The sequence below is a fragment of the Ferranicluibacter rubi genome (assembly GCF_011603255.1).
Classification (GTDB): Bacteria; Pseudomonadota; Alphaproteobacteria; order Rhizobiales; family Rhizobiaceae; genus Ferranicluibacter; species Ferranicluibacter rubi.
Window position 1 is genome coordinate 198525 of record NZ_JAANCM010000005.1, and the last position, 24618, is coordinate 223142.

Below are 24618 nucleotides of genomic sequence, written 5' to 3' on the forward strand. Positions count from 1 at the left end.
CCAGGACGGAGCTCGATTGTATACGATCTGGCGGATTATTTTGCACAATAGATGAAAAAATAGGCGGATTCTGGAGGCTGAATGTGCGTGAGCCTAAAGGTTTCGGCAGTTTTCTTTTAGAAACAGTCCCCTAACGGCTGCCCGACGAACTGGCACGGTTGATGCATTCTCTGCATTACGACAGGGGAACCCATCATGACCAAAGCGGCAGAGATCGACATCGTATCCGTTTCCAAGATCTATGGAAGCACCACGGCCGTCCATTCCATCAGCCTCAAGATCCCATCTGGCAGCTATTGCTGCTTTCTTGGGCCGTCCGGCTGCGGCAAAACCTCGACGCTTCGGATGATCGCCGGGCATGAGACGATTTCCTCGGGCGATATCCGGCTGGGCAATACCGTCGTGACCGACCTGCCGCCGGCTAAACGTGGCACGGCGATGATGTTCCAGTCCTACGCCCTGTTCCCGCATCTCGACCTCATCGACAACGTGGCCTTCAGCCTGAAGATGAAGGGCGTGGAAAAGGACGAGCGCCGTGCGAAGGCGCTGGAGATGCTCACGCTGATGCAGATGGAGCCCTATGCCAACCGGCGTCCGGCCCAGCTTTCCGGCGGTCAGCAGCAGCGCGTGGCGCTCGCCCGCGCGCTGATCACAGACCCCGAAGCGCTGCTGCTCGACGAGCCGCTGTCGGCGCTCGATCCGTTCCTCAAGATCCGCATGCGCGCCGAGCTGAAGAAGCTCCAGAAGAACCTCGGCATCACCTTCGTACATGTGACGCACAGCCAGGAAGAGGCAATGGCGCTCGCCGACATCATCGTCATCATGAGCGACGGGCGCATCGAGCAGGCGGCCAGTCCGCGCGAGGTGTTCGAGCGGCCGGCAACCGCTTTCGTCGCGCGCTTCATGGGCGATCACAACGTGCTGACCGGTCGTGTGGTTTCCAGCGCCGACGGCGTGCTGACGCTGCAGGTGCCGGAGGGGCAGACCTTCACCGTTGCGGGCGAGGGGCGGGAGGCGGGGTCGCCGATCGACATCGGCATCCGCACCGATCGCGTCCGGCTTTCGGAGCCGAGCGAGAAGACGCTCGGCTTCAACGGCGTCGTTTCCAACGTCGAGTATCGCGGCGCCTCGGTGAAGATCACCGTCATGGGGGCCGGTTCCGAGGATTTCACCGTCATCGCCACCGATGCGGATTATTTCGAAAAACCTGTCGCCGTGGGCGATGCGGTTTCCCTGAGTTGGGGCCTGGAGGATGCTGTCCTCCTGGGTGCCATGGCTGCCTGACCTGCCAGAACAAAGACCTGTCTAACCAGAATAAAAGGGAACAGACTATGACCGAGATCAAGAGCACGAAGAAGGCGACCGGCATTAGCCGTCGCGCATTGATGAAGACAGGGGCTGCGGCCGTCGGCGCCATTGCCGGCTCCGGCGCGATCACCGGTTTCCCGACCATCTGGGCGCAGAACCCCATCACGCTGCGCCAGTTCGGCACGGGCGTTTCCAACATCAATGCCATCGCCGAGAAGTGCAAGGCCGACCTCGGCATCACGCTCGAGATGACGGCGACCGACTCGGATGCCGCAGCCCAGCGCGCCGTGACGCAGCCCGACAGCTACGACATCGCCGACATCGAATACTGGATCCTGAAGAAGGTGTTCCCGTCCGGCGTCATCCAGCCGATGGAAATTTCCAAGCTGAAATATTACGACCAGATCGTGCCCCTGTTCAAGACGGGCAAGCTGACGCCGGACAGCGTCATCGCGCAGGGCACCGCACCGCACACGGTCGGTTTCGTGGAAAAAGCTGGCGACAAGACGTTCGCCAAGTCCGAAACCGGTCTCTTCACGATGGTTCCGACCATCTACAATGCCGACACGCTCGGCATCCGCCCGGACCTCGTCGGCCGCGAGATCACGTCCTGGGCCGACATCATGGACCCGGCCTTCAAGGGCAAGACCTCGATCCTCAACATTCCCTCGATCGGTATCATGGATGCCGCGATGATCATGGAAGCGCTCGGCAACATCAAATATGCCGACAAGGGCAACATGACCAAGGCGGAAATCGACGCGACGATCGACTTCCTGATCAAGGCGAAGCAGGACGGCCAGTTCCGCGCCTTCTGGAAGTCGTTCGACGAGTCGGTCAACCTGATGGCGTCGGGCGAAGTCGTCATCCAGTCCATGTGGTCGCCGGCCGTCGCCGCCGTCCGCTCCAAGGGCATCGCCTGCAAGTACCAGCCGCTCAAGGAAGGCTACCGCTCGTGGGGCGGGGGTCTCGGTCTTGCCGCGCATCTTCAGGGCGCGCAGCTGGATGCGGCCTATGAATACATCAACTGGTACACGTCCGGCTGGGTCGGCGGCTATCTCAACCGGCAGGGCTACTACTCCGCCGCCATGGACACGGCGAAGAAGTTCATGACCGAGGACGAATGGGGCTACTGGATCGAAGGCAAGGCCGCTCAGGGCGACATCATGTCCCCGGAAGGCAAAGTCATGGAAAAGGCCGGCGCCGTGCGCGATGGCGGCTCCTTCCAGGAACGCATGGGCAAGGTCGCCTGCTGGAACTCCGTGATGGACGAGGACCGCTACATGGTTCGTCGCTGGAACGAGTTCATCGCTGCTTGATGCGGTGCGGTGGGCCGGAGAGAAGAAAGACCCTCTCTGGCCTACCGGCCATCTCCCCCACAAGGGGGGAGAAGACTCGCAGCAATGCCGCCACCCGGCGACGGGATTATTCAAAGCGTGTAGTGCCGTTCATTTCGAAACGAGCGGACTGCTCCGGGTTTTCTCCTCCCTTGTGGGGGAGATGCCCGGCAGGGCAGAGAGGGTCTTAGCTCCAAGCTGACCCACGTATAACGGAGACGACCGCACCATGGTGAGCATCGCTGAAAGCAATTCCCCACCAGGCGCAAAGGTGCGCATTCCGAAAACATTTCGCCTGCCGCCGCGGGCCGTATCCTACCTGCAGTCGGCGCCACTGATCGCCATCCTCGGCTTCTTCTTCCTTTTGCCCATCCTGATGATCCTGATCGTCAGCTTCTGGGACTACGACTTTGCCGGCCTCTACCCGGATTTCCTCACCCTGAACTACGAGGAGACGCTGGGGTCCTGGGTCACGTGGAAGACCTATCTGAACACCCTGAAATACACGGTCGCCGTCTGGGCGCTGACGACCTTTATCGGCTTCTGGGTCGCCTATTTCCTCGCCTTCCACATCCGCACGACGACCATGCAGATGGTGCTGTTTCTCGTCTGCACCGTGCCGTTCCTCACCTCCAACATCATCCGCATGATCTCGTGGATTCCGGTTCTCGGGCGCAACGGGCTGGTCAATTCGACGCTGATCGAGATGGGGATCATTCCGGCGCCCATCGAATGGTTGCTCTATTCCGATTTCGCCGTGGTGCTGGCCATGGTGCATCTCAACACGCTGTTCATGGTCACGCCGATTTTCAACACGCTGATGCGGATCGACAAATCGCTGATCGAGGCGGCGCGGGATGCGGGCGCCACCGGCTGGCAGATCCTCTGGAACGTCATCATTCCGCTTGCCAAGCCCGGCATTGCCATCGGCTCGATCTTCGTTGTCACGCTGGTGATGGCGGATTTCTCGACGGTGCAGGTCATGTCCGGCGGGCAGAGCGCGTCGGTGGCGTTGATGATGCGCAACCAGATGTCGCTGCTGCAATATCCTGCCGCCGCCGCCAATGCCGTCGTGCTGCTGATCGTCGTGCTCCTGATGGTGGCTGCGATCCTGCGCGTCGTCGATATCCGCAAGGAGCTTTGAGATGAGCCACGAGAAACGCACCTTCGAATTCTACGTGCTCGCCGCCTTCTTCGCGCTGTTCGTGCTCTTCCTCTACGGCCCGCTTTCGGCAGTCCTCATCCTGTCCTTCCAGGGACCGAACGGCGGATTGACCTTCCCGATGAACGGGGTATCGCTGCGCTGGTTCTACAATCTGTTCGAGCAGCAGGCGGTCGGCAATTTCGGCTCGTCGTTCCGGCGGTCCTTCTCGCTCGGCATTATGGTCATGGTCGTCAACGTGCTGGTGTCACTGCTGGCGGGCCTTGCTTTCCGGCGGAAGTTTCGCGGTTCCACCACGCTGTTCTACCTCACGGTTGCCAGCCTCGTCGTGCCCTCCATCATCATCTCGCTCGGCATCGGCGTCGTGTTCCAGCAGTTCGGGCTGAAGCCCGCCTGGTACTCCTCGGCCTTCGGCGCGCACCTCACCTGGACGTTGCCCTTCGGCGTGCTGATCATGTTCGCGGTGTTCAACCGGTTCTCGCCGGCCTATGAGGAAGCGGCGCGCGACCTTGGGGCGAGCTCCTGGCAGACGTTCCGGCATGTCGTGCTGCCGATGATCGCGCCGAGCCTCATCGGCGTCGGCCTCTTCGGCTTCACGCTGTCCTATGACGAGTTCGCCCGCACGCTGATGACATCGGGCACCTACAACACGCTGCCGCTCGAAATCTACGGCATGACCACGAACGTCACCACGCCGGTGCTCTATGCGCTCGGCACCGTCACCACCGTCTTCTCCTTCACCGTCATTTTGCTGGCGCTTGGCATCATCCTTATGCTCGACCGCAAGCAGGCAAAGCTGGTCTGATCCCTCGCATGCGCATCCTCGTCGTCAATCCGAACACCACCATTTCCATGACCGAAAAGGCGGCCGAGGCGGCCCGCCTCGTCGCTGCCACCGGCACGGAGATCATCGCCGCCACGGCCGCGATGGGGCCCGCCTCGATCGAGGGACATTATGACGGCGCGCTCGCTCTGCCGGGCCTGCTCGATGCGATCCGGGAGGGCGAGGCGGCCGGCGCGCAAGCCGCCGTCATCGCCTGTTTCGACGATACGGGGCTCGACGCCGCCCGGTCGCTCGCCTCCATTCCCGTGCTCGGGCTCTGCGAAAGCGCGCTGGTCACGGCCGGCTTCCTCGCGCAACGCTTCACCGTCGTCACCACGCTGGAGCGCTCCCGCGTGCTGCTCGAGAACCTGACGCGTCATTATGGCTTCGGGGGGCGTGCCAAGGTTCGCGCGGCCGATATTCCCGTGCTCGACCTGGAGAAGGAGGGCTCGGGTGCTCTCGACAAGCTCCGCCACCAGATCGAAAGGGCGCTTGCCGAAGACGGCGCCGAGGCCATCGTGCTCGGCTGTGCGGGAATGGCAGATCTCGCCTACGAGCTACAATCCATTTATCGTGTGCCGGTGGTCGACGGTGTTTCGGCTGCCGTCAAGCAGGCCGAGGCGCTGATCGCCCAGCGGCTGACGACCAGCAAGCGCGGCTCTTACGCTGCACCCTTGGCGAAGCCCTATTCCGGGATGCTCAGTGGTTTTGCACCCGCGGCGTCTGTCTGATCGTCCCGATCTTCAGGGCCGTAAAGCCCATCCGACAAACCCACGCGCCGCATATTCTTTCGCGCCGTTCTTTCTATATTGTCCGAACGAAGGACCGGACCTGTGGTCCTCAGGCGGAAAAGAGGCGCGGCATGGAACGGGATGCGGATGTGATCGTGGTCGGTGCCGGCTTTACGGGGCTGGCGGCTGCGCAGACGCTGGTGGATCGCGGGCTGTCGGTCGTCGTTCTGGAGGCTCGCGCCGAGGTCGGAGGGCGTGTCCGCTCATTCGAGACATCGGATGGGACGCGGCGGGATGCCGGCGGGCAGTTCATCTGCGACGACATGCCGGAGGTGATGGCGCTCGTACGGGAGGCCCGGCTGGAGATCGTCGAGAGCCGTTGGAAAGGTACTGCGAAGACGGTATCGGCGACACCTTCGAGACGTGCGTCGCACCGCGACAATCCCCTCTATGCAAGAATGGAGGCCGCTGATCCGGCCGACCCCGCACTGGCCGGCCTGTCCATTGCCGACTGGCTGGACGAACAGGATGCGACGGAGGAGGCGAAGCGGGAATTTCTCAGCATGGTGCACGGGCTCTGGTGCCTCCCGGCCGATATCATCCCCTTCTGGTATCTCGTCGACAGCGATCGTCGGAATACGGCCGAAGTGTCCGAGCTGCAATATTTCCTGAAGGACAGCGCCGCCTCGCTGGCCGATGCCATGGCCGCGCGCCTGCGTCCGCACGTCTTTCCGTCAACGCCTGTCGCCTCCATTCACCGGGATGAGCATCATGTCGTCGTAGAAACAGCCAAATGGCAGCTGACCGCGCGACATGTGCTCGTTGCCGTGCCGCCGGTGCGCGCGCGCGATATCATCCAGCATCCGCCGCTGCCGGAGCCGCTTGCCCGGGCGCTCGGCTGCTGGCGGAGCGGGGCCGTGATCAAGATCCTGCTGCGCTATTCCGAACGGTTCTGGTCGCCGTCCGTGTCCTCTGGCGTCTCATGGGAGGGTGTCAGCGGGCTCTATGCGTTCGACGTCAGCCAGGACGCGGAACATGCTGCCTTCGTGGTTTTCGTCGGCGGTCCGCTGGCCCTCGACTGGCGGGTGCGGGGCGCGGCGTTCATCGAGCGGACGGTGCGCGAGCGCATGGGCGCATTGCTGGGCACGGAAGCGCCGGAGCCTGTCGAATTCATCCTTCACGACTGGACGGACGACCGCTGGAGCGCTGGCGGATATAGCGATGTGATCGTCGATTTTGCCGCCCACGATGCAGAGACGCTTCTGCGGCAGGGCGTCGGCCGCGTTGCGTTTGCGAGTTCCGAGCTCTCTCCGGCCTTCCCGACCTATATCGAGGGAGCGATCGTGGCCGGACGGCTTGCAGCGGAGCGCATTGCGGATGCGCTGGCGATCGAAGACAAGGAGAGTGGAGGGCGTTTGAAGCAGGCGAACTGACGCGTCTTATCTGTCGAAGAAGCCGGGGCGCAGCTTTTCACCGATCAGGCAATCCACCGCAGAGGGACTGGCAACTGGGATGGGACGAAGCCGCGGCTGACGCCCGCTGACCTCCATCACGAGCTTCTGCCGGATGGCGACGCCGAAGTCTTCCGGATTGTGGATCGGCAGTACGAAAGCGCCGGGGCCGCCGATGACGCAGTCGCCGTAATAGCGGTCGAGCCGGACGCCGACGCCGGTCGGGCGGATGATGATGGCGAGGCCGTTGACGATGATTCCGCTGCGAACCGCCATGTCCCGGGCGGGCAGAACCGGCGGACCGAGATTGTTGGGACCGTCGCCTGAAACATCGATGACGCGGCGCTGGCCGTTGAAGGCATTTGTGTCGATCATCCCCGTGGCGTAGGTCAGCGCATTGGAAATCGAGGTGCCACGGCGGGTGGTGACGGGCCGGGCGGCGATCTCGTCTGCAAAGGCGGCAGCGTCCTCGGCGCTGGAAATCAGGTGCCAGTCCACGCGCGAGCTTTCGTTGACGCTGCCGGCCCACTCGAAATAGCTGATGGCTATCTCGCCGATCAGCCCGCCGCGAACGGCGTCGATGAATTCCTTGTGGCGCAAGGCGTCGAGATAGCCGGCGCGCTGGATGCGGGCTTCCTCCAGATCCATCGATCCCGACATGTCGACGGCAAGAACCAGCTCGACATCCACGTCTCGGCGCCCAAGCGCCGCGATGGTCGTTATGTGGGTCATGTCGGTTGTGGAAGCGGCGGATGGGAGCCCTTGACTGGAAAGGCCCATCAGCAATGCAATTCCCGCCAAGATCATGTCATCCAATCCCCGCTTCGCACCGTAGAGGCGAACATTAACACAACGGGTGATGGCGGCGACCGGTAAGCGGCTGCAGGACTTCAACACTCGGTGAGGATAAGAATTTCTGGGTATGAGAGACGAGACACGCGCCGCGTGACCGCTCGCGAGGAGTTGCAATGCTTTTCAAGGATACGACCGACGCCGGGCTGATCGACAGATTCCAGCTGGGCGCGTTTCGGTACTTCATGCGGTATACGCATCCGGAAACGGGTCTCGTTGCCGACAGCTCGCAGGAAGGCTCGCCGGCCAGCATCGCCGCGACCGGCTTCGGCCTGTCGGCGCTGCCCGTCGGTGTCGAGCGCGACTGGCTGTCCCGTGAGGATGCGGCGCAGCGGGCGCTGAAAACGTTGCGCTTCCTGCGCGATAGCGAGCAGAGCCGCGACACGCTGGCCACCGGCTATAAGGGGCTCTACTACCACTTCCTGGACATGAAGACCGGACGTCGGGCGTGGCGGAGCGAGATCTCGCTGATCGACAGCGCGCTGCTGATCGCCGGCGCCATCACGGTCGGTACGTATTTCTCAGAGAACACGCCGGCGGAAAAGGAAATCCGGGATATTGCCGATATGGTCTATGCCCGTGCCAACTGGGCCTGGGCGCTGGACGAGCAGGATACGCTGGCGCTTGGCTGGAAGCCGCGCAGCGGTTTCCTTCCCTATCGCTGGCATGGGTATAGCGAGGCGGTCATTTTGTACACGCTGGCGCTGTCCTCGCCGTCCTACCCGATCCCGGCCAAGAGCTATTTCGCCTTCGGCAACCAGTGCGACTGGAAGGAGGCTCTGGGCAAGCCGTTCCTCTATGCAGGACCGCTGTTCATCCATTTGTTCTCCCATGCCTGGATCGACTTCCGGGGCATCCGTGATGCGGCAATGGTGGAGCATGACAGCGATTACTTCCAGAATACCCGCCTCGCCATCGATCTGCAGCGTGACTACGCGGAGCGAAACCCGCACTCCTTTGTGGGCTACGGCGCGGATTGCTGGGGGCTGACCGCCTGCGACGGGCCTGAGCGTTCGCGGCGTTTGCGGGATGGTCGCCAGCAGAATTTTTCGGGCTATGCCGCGCGTGGCGCGCCGTTCGGCCCGGATGACGGGACACTGGCGCCCTGGGCGCCCCTTTCCTGCCTGCCGTTCGACGAAAAAGCGGCGCTTTCCGCGACGCGGCATATCCTCGAGACCTATCCGGGTGTGGTCGAGGAAGACGGGTTCATCGGCAGCTTCAATCCGAGCGTACCGGCCCGCACGGCGGAGGGCTGGATGAACACGCGGCGGATCGGGCTCGACCAGGGCATTCTGCTGATGATGATCGAGAACCACAGGACCGGCTTCTTCTGGAACCTGCTGCGCCAGTCGGTTCCGATCCGGCGCGGGCTGAAGCGCGCCGGTTTTGCGGGTGGGTGGTTGTAAGTTCCATATGATAATGCGGCCCACCGGGTAAGCGGGCCGCATGTCTGTCACGCCGTCTTGAGAAAGCGGTCGTTGATGGCGCCGGAGACGATGCCGAGGACGAGCCAGAAGGCCAGCGTCGTTGCCAGTGCCGCAACTGCGAATTCCGCGCCGAGAACGGCGGGAACCGAGCTCGCGATATCGCCGGGCTGGGGCGCGCCGTAGATGTGGGGCAAAGCGAGGAGGACAAATCCTGCACCCTTCGCCACGATCTCCGGCCGCAGCGCGACCAGGCCGAGACCGAGGGCCGAGAGCGCCGTGGTGACAAGCCACCACGTCTGGCGATCGCCGAGGTCCGCGGCGGGGAAGCCGGGCAGTTCGGGCGGAAGGCCGAGAGCCGGAAGCATGTGGACCGAGAGCCAGCCGAGGGCACCCCAGGTGAGGCCGGTGCGCAAGGTCGGCGGGCTGCCGGTGAGAACGCCGATGCCGCCCAGAAGCAGCCCGAAGCCGGCGCCCGTCACCAGATTGGCCATCAGCGTCCCGGAGAAACGGCTCAAGCCGAACATGATGCCGCCATCCTCGTGCGCCTCGCCATCATGGGCATAGGCCGGCGTTACCGGCTGAAGCGCGGATGCGAGGGACTGGAGGAGCGATCTCGATTCGCGCGAGGAATGCTCGTGTGCCGTCGGTGTTTCGGGGGCAGGTTCGCCTTCATAGGTTTCCGCGTGGAGGATCAGGGGCACGACGCGGAGTTCTTGCGCGGCGGTCATGAAGAGGCCCGCGATGAGGCCGGCGCAGATGGCGGCCAGAAGTGTCTTGACGATCATGGTTATACCTTTCGGAGCAACGCCTTATCGGCGTGCCCTCGTCCTGTGCATGTGTGGAATGATCCGATCCATCGGCACGACGATGCGCAGCGCGACCGGCGCGGTCGCACAGAGGCGGTCGCGTCGGGCATGCAGGCGTCAGCAACGCAAGGCCCGGTCACGGGGCTTGCGTTCGCCTGTCGCTTGAGAGATCGGGCCTGTTTACTCTAGTGGCAGGGAAAGCCGAACGAGTGGCGTACGTCGTGCGCGGTGTCGTGCAGCACGGCCGAATTGGCCAGACCGGCTCCGAACACGAGGAACGCCCCGATGCAAAGGGAAAGGAGACCCGCGATCATGCGGTCATTGAGAGAAAGCGAAACGCCGGATGCGTTGGTAACAGCCATGACAACCTCCGTGATGGCAACGTGGGACGTGTCCCACTCATTTGGGCGAAATGCCCGACATCAATCGGCAGGTTTCCTGGCTCGCGGCGTCTGATGCCGGCTGGCATCGTCGGATCTTTCTCGCCTTCCCGCAGATCGGGGATATCCCCGTCACCACAGTGGCTTCTACCGGTTGCCCGGCATGAAAGACCCTGACCGCTCTACAGTCGCGGGGTCGGCCGTGATTGAGGTGCCGCACTGGGTCCACCCGTCACGTTCCCATTTACTCCCCGGATGGTGTGGCATCCGGAGAACCTATTGATGAGCATCACTATGACGCGTGCGGAACGGCTGTCAATCGGCCTGGCTCGCCTGTCGCTCAGATCAAAGGGTGGCGGCAAGGGCCGCGAGCTGGTCGGCGCACTGGTTCCATCCCTCGTGAAAGCCCATCTGCTCATGCGCATCGCGGTCGGTCTTCGTCCAGTGGCGAACGCGGGCCGTGTAGCATGTGCCGCCATCCTCCGGTTCGAAGGTGATGATGCCGGTCATGAAGGGCTTTTCCGACGGCGTCCATGCGTGGATGTAGGCGTCGGTGAAGACGATCTTCCGATCCTGCACGATGTCGAGATAGACGCCGCGATTGGGCATTTCCTCACCTTCCGGGCTCTTCATGACGATGAGGTTCGAGCCGCCGACGCGCAAATCGACCTCCGCCGTCGCGATCGTCCACGGTTTCGGCACGAACCATTGCTGGAGAAGAGCAGGCTCCGTCCAGCAGCGGAACAGCGCGTTCGGCGTGACATCGATGTGGCGGGTGATGACGAGGTCGCGATCGTCGGTGGGTTCTGTCATTGGCATAGGCATTGTCCTGAGGCGGCTCGTCTGCTTTGCCGAGTTTCCGTCATCCGGCGCCGACTGTCGAGGCCTTTGCGATCGGCTTCGAACACCGGTTACGGACCGGCGGGAGAGGACTGGATCTTGACGATCGCGGTGGTCCACTGCGGAGCCTCGGGCGGGCCGGTGCGTGGTGCCGGGAAGACGAGAGAGGTGCGGAGCGGGGCGGAGTGACCCGGCGGGATGCGGGCGATGATCAGCGCGTCGTCGCGACCGATCGTGCGGCAGGCGCTGGACGGGCAATCGTCGAGCGTGACGTCGAGGGTGAAATAGTCGAGGAAGGCGGTGCTGTCATTGTGGACCGTGCCGGTCACCACATAGCTGCTCGCGGGTGTGCTCTTTTCGAACTGAAGGTTTTCCAGCCGGACCTGGTTTTCCGCAATCGTGGCGAAAGACTGATTTGCGGTAACCGGCGACAGAGGCTCGGGCGGCCGGGCATTGTCATCGGTCCACCATACGACGAAGGCACTGATGAGGCCGACAGCGACGAGCACCGAAAGTGCCGGCTCGGCCATCTTGCGAAACCGCTGGTCCCAGACGGCAAGCGCGACGACCACAAGGCTCGCGATCGCGAGCGAAATCCAAAGCATGAACTGCCTCCCCATGTATCTATATATAGGGACGACACGGCCGGGTTGAAAGCGCATGCGGTGAATCAAAAGGGGAACAAAGGTGAGATCGCCAAGTTCCTCAGCCGCAGAAACACCGTTTGAACCATCGCGGCGACAAACCTGTCCCGCGGACCCGTGAAAGGATAGAACAATGGCAGGAAAAGCACTCGAGGATCTGTTCCACGACATGCTCAAGGATGTCTACTACGCCGAAAAGAAGATTGCGAAGACGCTGCCGAAGATGGCCCGCGGCGCGCAGAGCCCGGACCTGAAGGCCGCTTTCGAAAAGCACCGCGAAGAAACCGAAGGCCAGATCGAACGCCTCCAGCAGGTTTTTGAAATCTTCGGTAAGCGCGCCACCGGCAAGACCTGTGCCGCCATCGAAGGCATCATCGAAGAAGGCGAGGAAGTTCTTGAGGAATTCAAGGGTTCCCCGGCCGTCGATGCCGGTCTGCTGGCCACGGCGCAGGCCGTCGAGCACTACGAAATGGCGCGCTACGGCACGCTGAAGACCTGGGCCGGCCTGCTCGGTCTCGACGAAGCCGTGAAGCTGCTCGACGAGACGCTGAAGCAGGAAGAAAAGACCGACGCCGACCTGACGAAGCTGTCCAAGGCCGTCAACGCCAGCGCCATGGTCAAGGCGAAGGCTGCCTGAGCTTCAGGCTGATCGCCACGAATGAGAACGCCGGCCGGATCACTCCGCGCCGGCGTTCTCATGTCGGCAAAAGCCGCGTTATTCCGTGAGGCTGATCCAGTAGGCGCCTTCGAACGGGACTGCGGCGAAGCGTGTGTTGATCTCGGCAAGCGTCGCCTTGGGGTCGAGATCGGCGAAGAGATCGGGCCGAAGCCAGTGGGCGAAGGCTTCTGCTGCCAGAATGTTGAGCGGCACCGCGTTGAAGAAATTCCACAGACCATGCACGCGTTTGTCGCGTACGCCCTTGAGGTTGGCGAGGATGGGAGAGGTGACGACCTGCGCCAGCGTGCGTCTTGCTTCCTCATCCGCCACGCCGGGGCCGATGGAAAAGGTGCTGTAGGTGCCGCCGGGGGAGCCGGTGGCGATATAGACCTCGGGGTCGGCGCCGATCAGATATTCCGTGCTGACGATGCCGCCCTGGGCGGGCAGGTTGCCCTCCGCGATGTTCCGGCTGCCGGTAAGGCCGATGAAGGCGCCGAGACCGCCGGTGCCATAGGCGTAGCAGCACTTATCCGGGTTGGGGAAGGCATCCATCAAGACCGTCGGGCCGGGCGCGGTCGCTTGTGCCACCCGGTCGCGGATGCGCTGCAGATGCGTCTCGTAGAAGGTCGCGAAATCTTCGGCCTGTGCCTCGCGGTCGAGCACGGTGCCCAGCAGGCGCATGGCGGAGGGCGTGTTCTTCAGCGCATCGCTGTTGAAATCGACCACGATGACGGGGACGCCCGTGCTTTCCAGATAGTCGATGGCGCGCTTGCCGAGTTCGGTATCGGCCTGCCAGTTCGCCATGATCGCGAGATCGGCCTTCAGCGACAGGATCGTCTCGAAGGACAGGCCGTCGCCCGTTCCGTCGCCGATTGTCGTAAGCTTTGCAATATCAGGAAACCGCTTCTCGAAAGCGGCATAGATTTCCGGGTTATCGCCCTTCATGTCGCCCGACCAGCCCACAAGCAGGCTGACCGGATCCGGATGGATGAGCGAGAGAGCGACGAGGTTGAAGCCGCTGCCGAGCAGGATCGCCTTCGGCTTCTCTTTGATCGTCACGGTGCGCCCGATGGAATCGGTGACCGTCAATGGATAGGTGGACGCGCTTGCCGTGCCGGCCGAGAGAGCACCCAGAGCCAAGAGAAGACAGACGAGAACGGCGAACAGGCGGCGGGAAAGCATCGGTCTCAGTGTCCTTTTTGCGGGCCTTCGCCACGCTGGGCGGGCAAGGCGCAGAGCGCGCCACAGCTCGGAATGCCGGGGAGGAGGTAGCGCAGGCAGCAGACCTTGCGGCGACAGACGGTCTCGTCGCCCACGGGTTCATGCCGCAGACAGCCGCGAAAGGGGTTCGCCGTGCCATCGGCAAGGACCGGCTGCTCGAACAGCGGGCGGGAGGCCCACGCGTCGCTGCCGCTCGTCGGGGCCGTGGCGTTGAACGCGTAGTCGATGTAGACGGCCGCATTGTTCCAGGCGAGTTTCGGCGCCAGACCGGCGGCGGCTTTCATGGCCGCGACCACGGTGGCGAGATGCCGATGGACCAGAGGCACGACATAGCCATCCGCGCCGTCCGCTGCATCGGCCTCGCGCCAGTCGCCTTCGGTTTCCAGCCCGAAGGCCCGCGGCAGGCCGTCTTCGGCGAGCGCGATCGTCATGCTGGTGAGATCGACCGGCAGGACGTAATCGGCCCGGCGCGCGACGATGAAGGGGATCGTCAGTCCGGCGAAGTAGTAGAGCGACCACATGGATGCGATCGCCCGCCGGTCGCTACCGCCATGGGTTTGCGCATAGCGATCGAGCGCTTCGGTGAAGGCCGGAGACGAAAAGAATCCGGCAAGGGGCAGCGCACCTTCCAGATCCCGCGACAGCATCATCTTTTCGCCGCACCAGGCATGCTCGCCGGTGAACACGGATTTCAGTTCCGGTGGCCGGAAGGCATCGTTTGGCGAAGAGGGAGGGGTCGGGATCATCCGGGCCTACCAGCTGTATTTCAGCGAGCCGATGACGGTGCGGCCCTGATCACGATAGCAGAAACCGCCCGAGCATACGGCATCGCGCCGGTCGAAAAGATTGGTGGCGTTGACCTGCAGCTTCAGCCCCTCGTATTTCTTGTCGATTGCGGCGAAATCGTAGTGGACGGCGGCATCGAACAGAACCCGCGACGAATTTTTCACCGTGTTGGTGTCGTTGCCGAAGCTCGAGCCGATGAAGCGCGCGCCAGCGCCGACGCCCAGCCCATGTGCGAACGTATCTTCCGGCATGTCGTAGTTCGCCCAGACCGAGGCCATGTGCAACGGCACTGAAGAGACGAAATTGCCTTGGCTATCCGCCGGCCCCTCGATGATCTTCATATGCGTGTAGGTGTAGGACGCCGTCAGCGAGAGGCCGTTGTCGAGGCTGGTCGTCGCCTCCAGCTCCAGCCCACGCGACCGCAGCTTGCCGCGCTGGACCTGGATATTTTCAGGGCCCGTCGGCAGGTTGACGACTTCGTAATAGAGGCCGTTATCCTGATCGATGTTGAAGAGGGCGGCGGTCAGGAGCGTGTTGCTGTCGGGCAGCAGATATTTCACGCCGATTTCCTGCTGCTGGCTCTCCGTCGGGTCGAAGGGCCGGCGCGTTTCCTGATTGATGCCGGCATTGGGCGAGAAGGCGGTGGAGTAGCTGAGATAAGGCGCGAGGCCGAAATCGGTCTCGTAGGTCAGGCCGATTCGGCCGGAAAACGCCTTGTCGCGCTGCGACGTCGTGGTCGTGTCGCCGCTCGCCAGCACCGTGTCGTCGGTGTCCGTATTGACCCAGTCGTAGCGGCCGCCGAGCGTCAGTGTCCAGGCGTCGTAGCGGATCTGGTCCTGTACATAGGTGCCGATCTGCCACTGGTCCTGAACGGTTCGGGTGGAGAAGGGGATCGGGTCCACATCGCGCCCGGCATTCGGGTTGGCGGTGTCGAGCGGCGGTGCCGTTCCGGTGCCATCGAGCGAGCGGTAGCGCAGCTTCTGGAAGTCGAGGCCGAAGAGGAGCGTATGATCGAACGCGCCGGTCGCGAACTTCGCCTCGATCTGGTTGTCGATAACGCCGGCCGTCAGGCGCTCGTCGAAGGTGCCGGCGCTGCTGTCGAGCAAGGTCGGGTCGAGCGCGTTGGGCGCATAGGCGAAGGCGTAATCGGCATCGATGTTGAGGGTCGAGAGGCGGGCGTTCTGGCGGAAGACGAAGACGTCGTTCAGCCGGTGCTCGAACTCGTAGCCGATCCGCGCCTGCTTCTGGACGGAATCGTTGAAATCCGGATTGCCGCCGAAGATGTCGGTGACTTTGCCGGTCAGCGGATCGTTGTAATAGGCGGCCGTGCCGCCCGATTTCGTGCGGGAATACTCGCCGAGAATGGTGAGCTTGGTGTCCTCGTCCGGCTTCCATGTGATCGCGGGGGCGATATAGGCGCGATCGTCGGAAACGGAGACCTGTTCGGTATCGGCATCGCGCAGCAGACCGGTCAGGCGGTAGTAGATCGGGTCGGTTTCGTTGATCGGACCGGAGAGATCGAACTGGCCCTGATAGCGCTGGTTCGTGCCATATTGCAGCTCGACCTCGCGCAGCGGCTCGATCGTCGGGCGCTTGGTAATCAGGTTGTAGAGCCCGCCGGCGCCGGATGCGCCGTAGAGTGCGGAGGAGGGGCCACGGAGGATCGAGACGCCTTCGAGCCCATAGGGTTCCGTCTTGAAGAGCGAGGAGCCCGCGCCCGGCTGGCGCAGGTTGTCGCGGAAGATGCCGGTATAGGTGACATCGAAGCCACGGACGGAAAAGCTGTCGAAACGCGGATCGAAACCGAAGGCGCCGACGCGCGTGCCGGGCGTGTAGGCAAGGGTTTCCTGAAGCGACTGCGGATTGCGGTCTTCAAGTTGCGCGTCCGTGACCGAGGAGATGGATTGCGGGGTCTGGAGGAAGGGCGTGTCCGTCTTCGCGCCGGTGGCGCTCGCCGTGCCGACATAGCCTTCGCCCGTGATGACGCCGCCGCTGCCGCCAGTGACGACGATTTCCTCAAGCACTGTCGGCGCGCCCGTTGCTGCGTCCTGCGCCAAGGCAGCCGTGCCCGTCAGAGGCAAGGCGAGCGCCAGGATGGAGGTGCTGGTGACGAGGGCTGAGCGAAGCGGGAAACGGCGTGGCATGCGAACTATCTCTCGGTGAAAAGATGATTTTCACTATCAAGATTCTGCCGCAAAGACAGCCATAAAACATGATTATTCCGATCATGTTTTATGGCTGTGGGAATTTCGCAACGCTCGGCTTACGGGGAACCGCCGTGGCACGAGCACCGGCAGCCGTTCCTAAGAGCCGTTCAGCCCTTGGCTTGCGAGACCAGTGCCGGCTTGTCGCGATAGGTCTTCGGGAACACAGTTTTGAGGTTCTCGATCTTCGGCAGGTCGTTGTAGACGATGTAGGGATAATCCGGGTTGAGCGTCAGAAAGTCCTGATGATAGGCCTCGGCCGTGTAGAAGCCCTTCAGGTCGGCAACCTCCGTCACGACCTTGTCCGGAAAGACCTTTGCCTTGTCGAGCTGTGCGACATAGGCGTCCGCAACCTTCTTCTGCTCGGGGCTGAGCGTGAAGATGGCCGAGCGATACTGCGTGCCGTGATCGGGGCCCTGATAGTTCAGCTGCGTCGGATTGTGCGCGACCGAGAAGAAGATCTGGAGTAACTGGCCGTAGCTGACCTGCGAGGGATCATAGGTCACCTCGACGGCTTCCGCATGACCGGTCTTGCCGCCGCTGACGGTCTCGTATGACGCCGTTTCCTTCGCGCCGCCGGAATAGCCGGAGACGGCGTTGGTCACGCCCTTTACGTGCTGGAAGACGCCTTGCACACCCCAAAAACAGCCGCCGGCAAAGACGGCCTTTTCGGTCTTGGCAGACGTGGTCTCATCGATGCTCGGCGGTGGAATGACCACGGCCTCTTCAGCGGCACCGGCGCGGACGGCCGTGACGGCGATGATGAGGGCCGTCAGCGCGAAGGCGCCGAGAACGCCGCCTGTCAGGTTGCGGCGGAGATTGGAACGGGAGGTTTTCGACATACGGCAATCCCTGAGGGCGCGGATGGCTTAAGCGCCTGGCGACGCGCCGTGACGTTTTGGAAGTCTGCGCCGACAGTGAGCCGATCCTTGTCCGGCGTCAAATCGCGTTTTCGTGTAGTTTTCCGGTACGCGAGACATGATGACGATGGGAGCTGTCGATACGCCGATCTCCGTCCTTTTGCGTCTTGAACGGATACATGAACGAGCCGGAATAGCCGAGTCATTCGAATCGCTTGCGGCGGCGCGTTCATGCAAGAATTTGCAACCAAATTACGATTTCCTCTAAATTATTGGTTGCTAAATCTATGCGTTGGAGACAGATCTGTGCTGTCGGTGGGAGGAGAGGCATGTCCTCGTTCTGCGACATTTGATTTCAGAAGGGGCTATCTTTCATGAGTAGAAAACTTGCGGCCGAACTTTTCGGCACATTCTGGCTGGTCTTCGGCGGTTGCGGTAGCGCGGTGCTTGCTGCGGGCTTCCCGGCACTCGGCATCGGTTTCGTCGGCGTATCCCTGGCTTTCGGGTTGACCGTGATGACCATGGCCTATGCGGTCGGCGGCATTTCAGGCGGGCATTTCAATCCTGCCGTTTCGCTCGGTCTCGCCATCGCCGGACGGTTTAGCTGGAAGGAAATCCTGCCCTACTGGCTTGCCCAGGTCATCGGGGGCGTGGCCGGAGCCGCCGTGCTGTACGCGATCGCGGCGGGAAAGCCGGATTTCATTGCCGGCGGGTTCGCATCGAACGGTTTTGGGGCAAACTCACCGGGGGGCTATAGCCTGTTCGCGGCATTGGTGGTCGAGATCGTCCTGACGGCGGCATTCCTCATCATCATCCTGGGCGCCACGGCGCGGGCGGCGCCTGCCGGCTTCGCCCCGATCTCTATCGGGCTCGGGCTGACGCTGATCCATCTGATCTCCATTCCGGTGACCAATACGTCGGTCAATCCCGCACGCTCGACCGCCGTCGCGTTCTTCGCCGAGAACGGCGCAACGAACCAGCTGTGGGTCTTCTGGTTTGCGCCTCTGGTCGGCGCGGCGATCGGCGCGTTGATCTGGAGATTCGTTCTGTCGCCCGGCGAGTCGCCGCGGGGAATCGGCCGCGAAGCCGGAAAGTCCGGCGCCTGACGACAGGCCGTGTGAAGACGAGATAGTGCTTGGGGCCCGCTGCCATTACGGCAGCGGGCCTTCGTCTTGTCAGGCGGTTGCTGCTGCCGGAACGAGTGCGATCTCCGCGCGGGCTGCCAGCAGCTGTCGGGCGGCGTTGGCTGCTTCCGCGCCCTTGATCACGAAGTGATCCGTGAAGAAGCGGATGTGGGCTTCCGATTCCTGGAAGTGATGCGGTGTCAGGACGGCGGAGAGGACGGGAACGCCGGTGTCGAGCGAGACGCGCACCATGCCGTCGAGCACGGTGGAGGCGACGAAGTCGTGGCGGTAGATGCCGCCATCGACCACGAAGGCCGTGCCGAGGATGGCCGAGAAGCGGCCGGTCTTTGCCAGCGTCTGGGCGTGAAGCGGGATTTCGAGCGCGCCGGGCACGTCGAAGATCTCGATATCCGCAGCATTGCCGCCGAGTTCCTGCCAGCGGGCGGCAAACGCGTTGACGCACTGATCGACGATAGCGGAATGCCAGCGCGCGCGGATGATAGCGATTTTCTGTGAGGGGTGGGATGCGATGGTCATGCAAGTGGCCTTTCAAGGGTTAGCCGTTCGACGGGATCCCTTGGGCGAACACGCGGACATGGCGCAGCCTTGTCGGGCCGTGACCTGCCGTTTGCTCTCTTTCATCCGGACTATACCGTCGGCTCCGGAGTCACACCGGATCTGCTGACCTTCCTGCCGCCCGCCAACATGCGGGAGACCTGAAGCGCTCGCGGGCTCCAGGCATTGCCGCCTGTTACCGCCGGTGGGGAATTTCACCCCGCCCTGAGAACGTACGATCGTGACTATAAGCACCTGCAGCAAACCGTCAAATCCGCTTTGTTTCGTGCGGACGGGTTTTTGAAGAAAACTATTCCCTGACGATGAGAAGATCGCCCGCCGTGAAGCGCAGCGTCACCGTTTCCCCGATGGCCGGTGGCTTCAGGCCGGGATTGTTGAACATGTCGAACGAGATCACGCTGTCGGCGATCTTCATGCGGGTGCGGATGACCGAGCCGAGGAAGTTGGTGGCGATGACGGTGCCGGTCAGGGCGGTATCGCCCTTGGCATCGGGTGCAATGGAGCCGGCTTCCGGCCGGAGCGCCAGCGATATCGTATCGCCGGCCTTCGCGGCCCCGAGCGGTTCGCGCAGCGTGATGCCCTGATCACCGATGACGATGCGATGGGTTGCGGGATCGACCACCTTGGCGTCGATCAGGTTCAGCGTTCCGACGAAGGAGGCGACGAAGCGGGTCGCGGGGCGATTGTAGATCTCGAAGGGCGTGCCGATCTGGTCGGCGCGTCCGCCATTCATGATGACGATCCGATCGGAGATCGACAGCGCCTCTTCCTGGTCGTGCGTGACGAAGACGGTGGTGATGCCCAGCTGCTGCTGGATCATGCGGATCTCCTCGCGCAGCGAAACACGGATCTTGGCGTCGAGCGCCGAAAGAGGCTCGTCCAGCAGGAGAACCTGCGGCTTGGGTGCGAGCGCCCGGGCCAGCGCCACGCGCTGCTGCTGCCCGCCCGACATCTGGTAGGGGTAGCGATCCGCCAGGTGCTCGAGGTGGATCAGCGCCAGCATCTCCTTGACGCGGCTGTCGATGTCGGCCTTCGGAGCGCCGGCGACCTTCAGGCCGAAGGCGACATTGTCGCGGACCGTCATGTTGGGAAACAGGGCATAGGCTTGGAACACCATGCCGATATTGCGCTGGTTGGGCTTCAGTTCGTTCTGGTTACGGCCGTTGATCATGATGGTGCCGGAGGAGGGCGTCTCGAAGCCGGCGATCATCCGCAGCACCGTCGTCTTGCCGCAACCGGACGGCCCGAGGAATGAGACGAACTCGCCCTTCTCGATCGCCATGTCGAAGTCGTGGACGACCTGCGTCTGGCCAAAGGATTTCCGGATGTGGGTCAGGGTAAGAAACGACATGGAGCCTGTGACCTTTATGCCTTGGCCGGGGCGGACTTGCCAAAGCGCGAAACGAGATTGAGAAGGCCCATGGAGAGCCATGTGATGGAGAAGGCGATGACCGCGAGCGCCGATGGCTCATAGGCCTTGTTGGCGCCGACGAGCTGCAGGTAAGGGCCGAAGGCCGGGCGGTTGAGGAGGGCTGCCATGGTGAACTCGCCCATGACGATGGCGAGCGTGATGAAGGCACCCGAGAGCACGCCACTCATGACGTTCGGGAAGATGCAGCGGAAGAGGATGGTCGACCAGTTCGCGCCGAGGCTCTGGGCCGCCTCCGTCAGCGTACGGACGTCGATGGCCCGCATGGCGGTGTCGACCGCCTTGTACATGTAGGGTAGCGACAGGGTGATGTAGGAGAACATCAGCAATATGTTCGTGCCCGTCGTCGAGCCGGTGAGCGGCAGGACGGACGAGGAGTTGTAAAGACGGAGATAGCCGAACACGATGACGATGGCGGGAATGACCAGCGGCAGCAGCGTGATGAACTCGACCACCGGCCGCATCTGCGGCAGGCGCAGGCGAACCCAGTAGGCCGTGGGGACCACCAGCAGCATGCCGAAGACGATGGTCAGCAGAGCCATCATCATGGAATAGCCGAAGGTCTCGCGGAACTGCATGTCCGAGAACACCGAGCGGTAGGCGTCGAAGGAATATTCGCCGCGGCGCATGCGCAGCGAAAATTCGAAGGTGCCGATCAGGGGAATGACGAAGTAGCTCGCCCCGATGGCCATGGCGATCCAGGCGCCGATGCGGTTCGTCTTCATTTCTGCCACCTCTCAGCGCGCATGCGCAGCATGAGATAAAGCACGTTGGAGACGCCGGTGATGACAATCATGCCGAGCGCGATGGCGTAACCCAGGTTCGGATTGTGCAGCACGTCGCCGCGGATCTGCGCGTAGAGCAGGATCGGCACGATGTTGAGCGAGCTGCCGGTGAGCGCATAGGCTGTGGCGATGGCGCCGAAGGCGTTGGCAAACAGCAGCAGCGTGGTGCCGAGCAGGCTCGGCCACAGGATCGGCAGGGCGACCATGGTCCAGTATTGCCGGTTCGTCGCGCCCAGGATCTCGGAGGCTTCGCGCCACTCCTTCTTCATACCGTCGAGCGCCGGCGTGAGGATGAGGACCATCAGCGGGATCTGGAAATACATATAGGTGAGCGTGAGGCCGGTGAAGCTCAGGAGATTGAAGCCGGTCGAATAGAGGTTGAACCCGAACCAGTCGCGAAGGAGCACCGTCGCAAGACCCGTGCGGCCGAGGGTGGCAAGGAAGGCGAAGGCGAGGGGAACGCCCGCGAAGTTGGAGGCGACGCCGGAGAAGGTCAGAAGCGTCGAGCGCACCGAGGCCGGCAGTCCGCCGAGCACGACGGCCCAGGCAAGGAAGAAGCCGATGAACGCGCCACCGAGGGCGGAGGCCAGCGAGATGCGGATCGAAATCCAGTAGGCGGACAGGATCGACGGGGTGAAAAGGTCGGAGATGTTCTTGAGCGTCAGCTGGCCGTCCGGCGTGAAGAAGGCGCCGATGACGAGGTAGAATGTCGGCGCCAGCAGGAAGAGAAACGCAAAGAGCATAAATGGCGCGATGCCCAGCCAGTCGATGATCCGGTCCTTGTTGATGGTCGGGCCCGATTTCGGTATCGGCGCTGTCACTGTGCGGATCGGTTGGCTCATCGGCGAGCTTTCGTTCGGGAGGGCGTATCGGAAGCCCCTCCGCGCGAACGCGGAGAGGCGGGGTTTAGAGGTCCTACGACCGGTAGAGTGTCTTACTGGACGTTGGCGCCGACGACGCCGTCCCACTTGCCGGTGATCTCGGTCTTGCCGGCAGCCTGCTCGTCGAGCGTCGGGAACACGGCCTTTTCATAGGCAGCGGCCGGCGGCAGCTTGTCTAGCATTTCCTTCGGGATCTTGTTGTTCTTGGCAAGATCGTTGAAGCGGATCGGGTGGCAATAGCCCTTCAGCCAGCCGAGCTGACCTTCGTCGGAATACAGGTATTCCATCCACAGCTTTGCAGCGTTCGGATGCGGTGCGAAGGCGGAAATGGCCTGCACGTAGACGCCGGCGACGACGCCGGTCGTGGGAACGACGACTTCGACCGGCGGGTTGCCGTTGAGGCTGTCGCGCCAGGAGAGACCGTTATAGTCCCAGGCAACGACGATCGGCGTGGAGCCCTGCGCAAGCGAGGCCGACTTGCCGATGACGGGCACGAGATTGCCGGCCTTGTTCAGTTCGCCGAAGTAGGAGAGGCCAGCGGTGCCAGCCTTCGTCGCGTCCGTTTCACCGGCAGCAAGGCCAGCGGCGTAGACGGCCTGAACGGCCTGGTTGGAGGCGCGCGGATCGCCGGCCAGCGCGATGCTGTTGGCGTAATCGGACTTCTTCAGGTCCGCCCAGTCCTTCGGTACATCCTTGACGATGTCGGTGTTCACGACGAAGGAGAGAACGCCGTAATAGTCGCCGTACCAGAAGCCGTCGGCATCCTTGGCGCTATCGGGGATCGAGTCCCAGGTGGAGACCTTGTAGGGCTGGATCAGGCCGTCGGCCTTGGCCGACGGGCCGAAGGATAGGCCCACGTCGATCACGTCGGGCGCCTGCGGGCCGGTGTTGCCCTTGTTGGCCTTGATGGCCTCGATCTCGTCGCCGGAGCCGGCGTCGGGGTTCAGTTCGTTGACTTCGAGACCGTACTTGGCCTTGAAGCCGGCGATGACGTCGCCGTAGCCGCACCAGTTGTGCGGAAGCGCGATGGTGGTGAGCGTGCCTTCCTTCTTGGCGGCAGCGATCAGTTCTGCGCTCGGCTCGGCAGCGGCAAGCGCCGTGGAAGCGACGAGCATCGCCGATGTCAGCGACAGAAGGCGGTGGGTCTTTGACAGCACGAAAGTCTCCTTGGGTTTGTCAGGCCGGGGTTTCCGACCCGGTGGTTCAAGCTGATAGAGCGGCGTCATGAAGCTTCTATGACAGACGCGGTGGACAGTTTTACGCTTCGTCTCCCGGCTAAACCCCTGTATTTAGGGTTTTTTGTTGCAGGGTTTCCGGTGTCATCCCTTTCTCTCCTGAAAAGGCTTGCGAAACAGCGGTGTCGCATCGAACAGGGTCTCCAGCGCCTTCATCCGGTCGCGAGTCTCCTCCCAGATCGAGTTCTGGACCGCTTCGATCAGCGCCTCCACGGTGAAGAGGGTCACCACCGAGCTATCCCAGGCCGAAGGCGCCTCGATATGCACGCGGAAGACCTTTGCCGCAGACTTGGCGACGGGGGAGGACCACTGGTCGGTGAAAAGGATGATCTCCGCGCCACGGGAGCGGGCGGCCTTGGCCAGCGTCTCCAGTTCCTGCTCGTAGCGCCGGATGTCGAACACCACCAGCACGTCGCCCTTCTTCATGTCGAGAACGTAATGCGGCCAGGGGCTGGAGCCGGAGGCGATCAGCGTCACGCCGGCGCGGATGACCTGAAGATGGGTGAAGACATAGTCCGCTAGCGTGCGGGTGATGCGGCCGCCGATCAGGTAGACGCGCCGCTTCGGGTCGGCGATGAGCGCTGCCGCGCCATCGAAATCCTGCGTCTCCATCTGGGCGAGGGTGGCCCTGAGATTGTTGATGGTGGCGTCGGCGAAGCGGTTCAGGATGTGGGTGCCCGGCGCGTTGGTCGCCCAGCGGTCGTGTTTGCTGATCGGGTTCGAGATGGTCGCTTCCAGCTCCTGGTGCAGCCGGGCCTGAAAATCCGGGAAGCCGCGAAAACCGAGCTTCTGCACCATGCGCGCAACCGTCGGCGTCGACACGCCGGCGTTCTCGGCCACGGTCGTGATGCTGCCGAGCCCGGAAACGGGATAGTTGTCGAGCAACGTCTCCGCCAGCTGTCTCTCCGCCCGCGTCAGGGCGGTGAAGTTCGCGGCGATCACGTCCGACACCGTCTTGTGTGTTTCGGTGCTGATCAAGATTTTCCCCTGAGACCGATCTCCGCCAGCCTTATGTGACAGAGTAAACATCGCTGTCACAATCGGAGTCAATGGGGTTCATGAAGAGATCGTTTCAGTTTGTAATTGACAGGTGCGAAA

At 62.8% G+C, this 24618-nt stretch carries 24 protein-coding genes and 2 riboswitches; of the genes, 9 read left to right on the forward strand and 15 right to left on the reverse strand.

Features of this window, described 5'->3' with window-relative positions:
• Window positions 1-195: 195 nt before the first annotated feature.
• From G8E10_RS12150 to G8E10_RS12175, 6 genes are all read left to right on the forward strand, one after another.
• Window positions 196-1284 carry an ABC transporter ATP-binding protein gene (locus G8E10_RS12150; RefSeq protein WP_167129181.1) on the forward strand — a complete coding sequence of 363 codons (1089 nt, stop codon included), beginning with the start codon at window positions 196-198 and terminating at the stop codon, window positions 1282-1284.
• A 47-nt stretch (window positions 1285-1331) separates the two neighbouring features.
• Window positions 1332-2627 carry an ABC transporter substrate-binding protein gene (locus G8E10_RS12155; RefSeq protein ID WP_110799255.1) on the forward strand — a complete coding sequence of 432 codons (1296 nt, stop codon included), beginning with the start codon at window positions 1332-1334 and terminating at the stop codon, window positions 2625-2627.
• Window positions 2628-2874: 247 nt separating this feature from the next.
• Window positions 2875-3789 carry an ABC transporter permease gene (locus tag G8E10_RS12160; protein ID WP_167129184.1) on the forward strand — a complete coding sequence of 305 codons (915 nt, stop codon included), beginning with the start codon at window positions 2875-2877 and terminating at the stop codon, window positions 3787-3789.
• 1 nt (window position 3790) lies between these two features.
• A complete protein-coding gene (locus G8E10_RS12165) occupies window positions 3791-4612 on the forward strand; it encodes an ABC transporter permease (RefSeq protein WP_167129186.1) in 822 nt (273 codons plus the stop codon).
• An 8-nt stretch (window positions 4613-4620) separates the two neighbouring features.
• A complete protein-coding gene (locus tag G8E10_RS12170) occupies window positions 4621-5361 on the forward strand; it encodes an aspartate/glutamate racemase family protein (protein WP_110799252.1) in 741 nt (246 codons plus the stop codon).
• A gap of 131 nt (window positions 5362-5492) precedes the next feature.
• Window positions 5493-6794, forward strand: coding sequence for a flavin monoamine oxidase family protein (locus G8E10_RS12175; RefSeq protein ID WP_167129188.1), 1302 nt, complete (start codon window positions 5493-5495; stop codon window positions 6792-6794).
• 6 nt (window positions 6795-6800) lie between these two features.
• On the opposite strand, the gene G8E10_RS12180 is transcribed toward G8E10_RS12175, so the two are convergent.
• A complete protein-coding gene (locus G8E10_RS12180; RefSeq protein ID WP_281517539.1) occupies window positions 6801-7544 on the reverse strand; it encodes a DUF1194 domain-containing protein in 744 nt (247 codons plus the stop codon).
• Window positions 7545-7780: 236 nt separating this feature from the next.
• On the opposite strand from G8E10_RS12180, the gene G8E10_RS12185 reads away from it, so the two are divergent.
• Window positions 7781-9070, forward strand: a complete 1290-nt coding sequence (locus G8E10_RS12185) for a glucoamylase family protein (protein ID WP_167129193.1) — start codon at window positions 7781-7783, stop codon at window positions 9068-9070.
• Between the two features lie 47 nt (window positions 9071-9117).
• On the opposite strand, the gene G8E10_RS12190 is transcribed toward G8E10_RS12185, so the two are convergent.
• The 4 genes from G8E10_RS12190 to G8E10_RS12205 form a co-directional block, all read right to left on the reverse strand.
• Entirely contained in the window at window positions 9118-9876 is a 759-nt protein-coding gene (locus tag G8E10_RS12190; RefSeq protein WP_167129195.1) for a CbtA family protein, read from the reverse strand.
• Between the two features lie 206 nt (window positions 9877-10082).
• Window positions 10083-10259, reverse strand: coding sequence for a CbtB domain-containing protein (locus G8E10_RS12195; RefSeq protein ID WP_092984467.1), 177 nt, complete (start codon window positions 10257-10259; stop codon window positions 10083-10085).
• Between the two features lie 49 nt (window positions 10260-10308).
• Window positions 10309-10572: riboswitch (cobalamin riboswitch) on the reverse strand.
• Window positions 10573-10622: 50 nt separating this feature from the next.
• Window positions 10623-11090 (reverse strand): SRPBCC family protein, encoded by a 468-nt coding sequence (locus tag G8E10_RS12200; RefSeq protein WP_281517540.1) that lies wholly within the window; start codon window positions 11088-11090, stop codon window positions 10623-10625.
• 98 nt (window positions 11091-11188) lie between these two features.
• Window positions 11189-11722, reverse strand: a complete 534-nt coding sequence (locus G8E10_RS12205) for a hypothetical protein (RefSeq protein ID WP_167129200.1) — start codon at window positions 11720-11722, stop codon at window positions 11189-11191.
• 172 nt (window positions 11723-11894) lie between these two features.
• Between G8E10_RS12205 and G8E10_RS12210 the strand changes: the two genes are divergently transcribed.
• A complete protein-coding gene (locus G8E10_RS12210; protein ID WP_110734053.1) occupies window positions 11895-12398 on the forward strand; it encodes a YciE/YciF ferroxidase family protein in 504 nt (167 codons plus the stop codon).
• Between the two features lie 78 nt (window positions 12399-12476).
• Here G8E10_RS12210 and G8E10_RS12215 read toward each other — a convergent pair whose 3' ends face one another.
• The 4 genes from G8E10_RS12215 to msrA all read right to left on the reverse strand — a co-directional run bounded on the left by G8E10_RS12215 (window position 12477) and on the right by msrA (window position 17472).
• The gene (locus tag G8E10_RS12215) at window positions 12477-13601 is read right to left on the reverse strand and encodes an ABC transporter substrate-binding protein (protein WP_167129202.1); all 1125 of its coding nucleotides are present in this window, start codon (window positions 13599-13601) and stop codon (window positions 12477-12479) included.
• A 5-nt stretch (window positions 13602-13606) separates the two neighbouring features.
• Window positions 13607-14386 carry a siderophore-iron reductase FhuF gene (fhuF, locus tag G8E10_RS12220; RefSeq protein ID WP_167129204.1) on the reverse strand — a complete coding sequence of 260 codons (780 nt, stop codon included), beginning with the start codon at window positions 14384-14386 and terminating at the stop codon, window positions 13607-13609.
• Between the two features lie 6 nt (window positions 14387-14392).
• Window positions 14393-16570: a TonB-dependent siderophore receptor gene (locus tag G8E10_RS12225; RefSeq protein ID WP_167129206.1), complete on the reverse strand. Its 2178-nt coding sequence runs from the start codon at window positions 16568-16570 to the stop codon at window positions 14393-14395.
• 170 nt (window positions 16571-16740) lie between these two features.
• Complete coding sequence (gene msrA, locus G8E10_RS12230) at window positions 16741-17472, reverse strand: peptide-methionine (S)-S-oxide reductase MsrA (protein WP_110728242.1); 732 nt, start codon at window positions 17470-17472, stop codon at window positions 16741-16743.
• 392 nt (window positions 17473-17864) lie between these two features.
• Here msrA and aqpZ point away from each other — a divergent pair, with 392 nt between their 5' ends.
• Window positions 17865-18596: an aquaporin Z gene (aqpZ, locus tag G8E10_RS12235; protein WP_167129208.1), complete on the forward strand. Its 732-nt coding sequence runs from the start codon at window positions 17865-17867 to the stop codon at window positions 18594-18596.
• 69 nt (window positions 18597-18665) lie between these two features.
• Here aqpZ and G8E10_RS12240 read toward each other — a convergent pair whose 3' ends face one another.
• The 6 genes from G8E10_RS12240 to G8E10_RS12265 all read right to left on the reverse strand — a co-directional run bounded on the left by G8E10_RS12240 (window position 18666) and on the right by G8E10_RS12265 (window position 24549).
• Window positions 18666-19151: a 6,7-dimethyl-8-ribityllumazine synthase gene (locus G8E10_RS12240; protein ID WP_110799240.1), complete on the reverse strand. Its 486-nt coding sequence runs from the start codon at window positions 19149-19151 to the stop codon at window positions 18666-18668.
• Between the two features lie 89 nt (window positions 19152-19240).
• A riboswitch (FMN riboswitch) is annotated at window positions 19241-19406 on the reverse strand.
• 73 nt (window positions 19407-19479) lie between these two features.
• Entirely contained in the window at window positions 19480-20541 is a 1062-nt protein-coding gene (locus tag G8E10_RS12245) for an ABC transporter ATP-binding protein (RefSeq protein ID WP_167129210.1), read from the reverse strand.
• Between the two features lie 14 nt (window positions 20542-20555).
• On the reverse strand, window positions 20556-21344 hold the full coding sequence (locus G8E10_RS12250) for an ABC transporter permease (protein WP_092984447.1): 789 nt from the start codon (window positions 21342-21344) through the stop codon (window positions 20556-20558).
• Entirely contained in the window at window positions 21341-22246 is a 906-nt protein-coding gene (locus tag G8E10_RS12255) for an ABC transporter permease (RefSeq protein WP_110728239.1), read from the reverse strand. The genes G8E10_RS12250 and G8E10_RS12255 overlap by 4 nt, the downstream gene beginning before the upstream one ends.
• A 92-nt stretch (window positions 22247-22338) precedes the next feature.
• On the reverse strand, window positions 22339-23442 hold the full coding sequence (locus tag G8E10_RS12260) for an extracellular solute-binding protein (protein ID WP_167129212.1): 1104 nt from the start codon (window positions 23440-23442) through the stop codon (window positions 22339-22341).
• Between the two features lie 162 nt (window positions 23443-23604).
• Window positions 23605-24549 (reverse strand): MurR/RpiR family transcriptional regulator, encoded by a 945-nt coding sequence (locus tag G8E10_RS12265; RefSeq protein WP_167129214.1) that lies wholly within the window; start codon window positions 24547-24549, stop codon window positions 23605-23607.
• Window positions 24550-24618 lie beyond the last annotated feature (69 nt).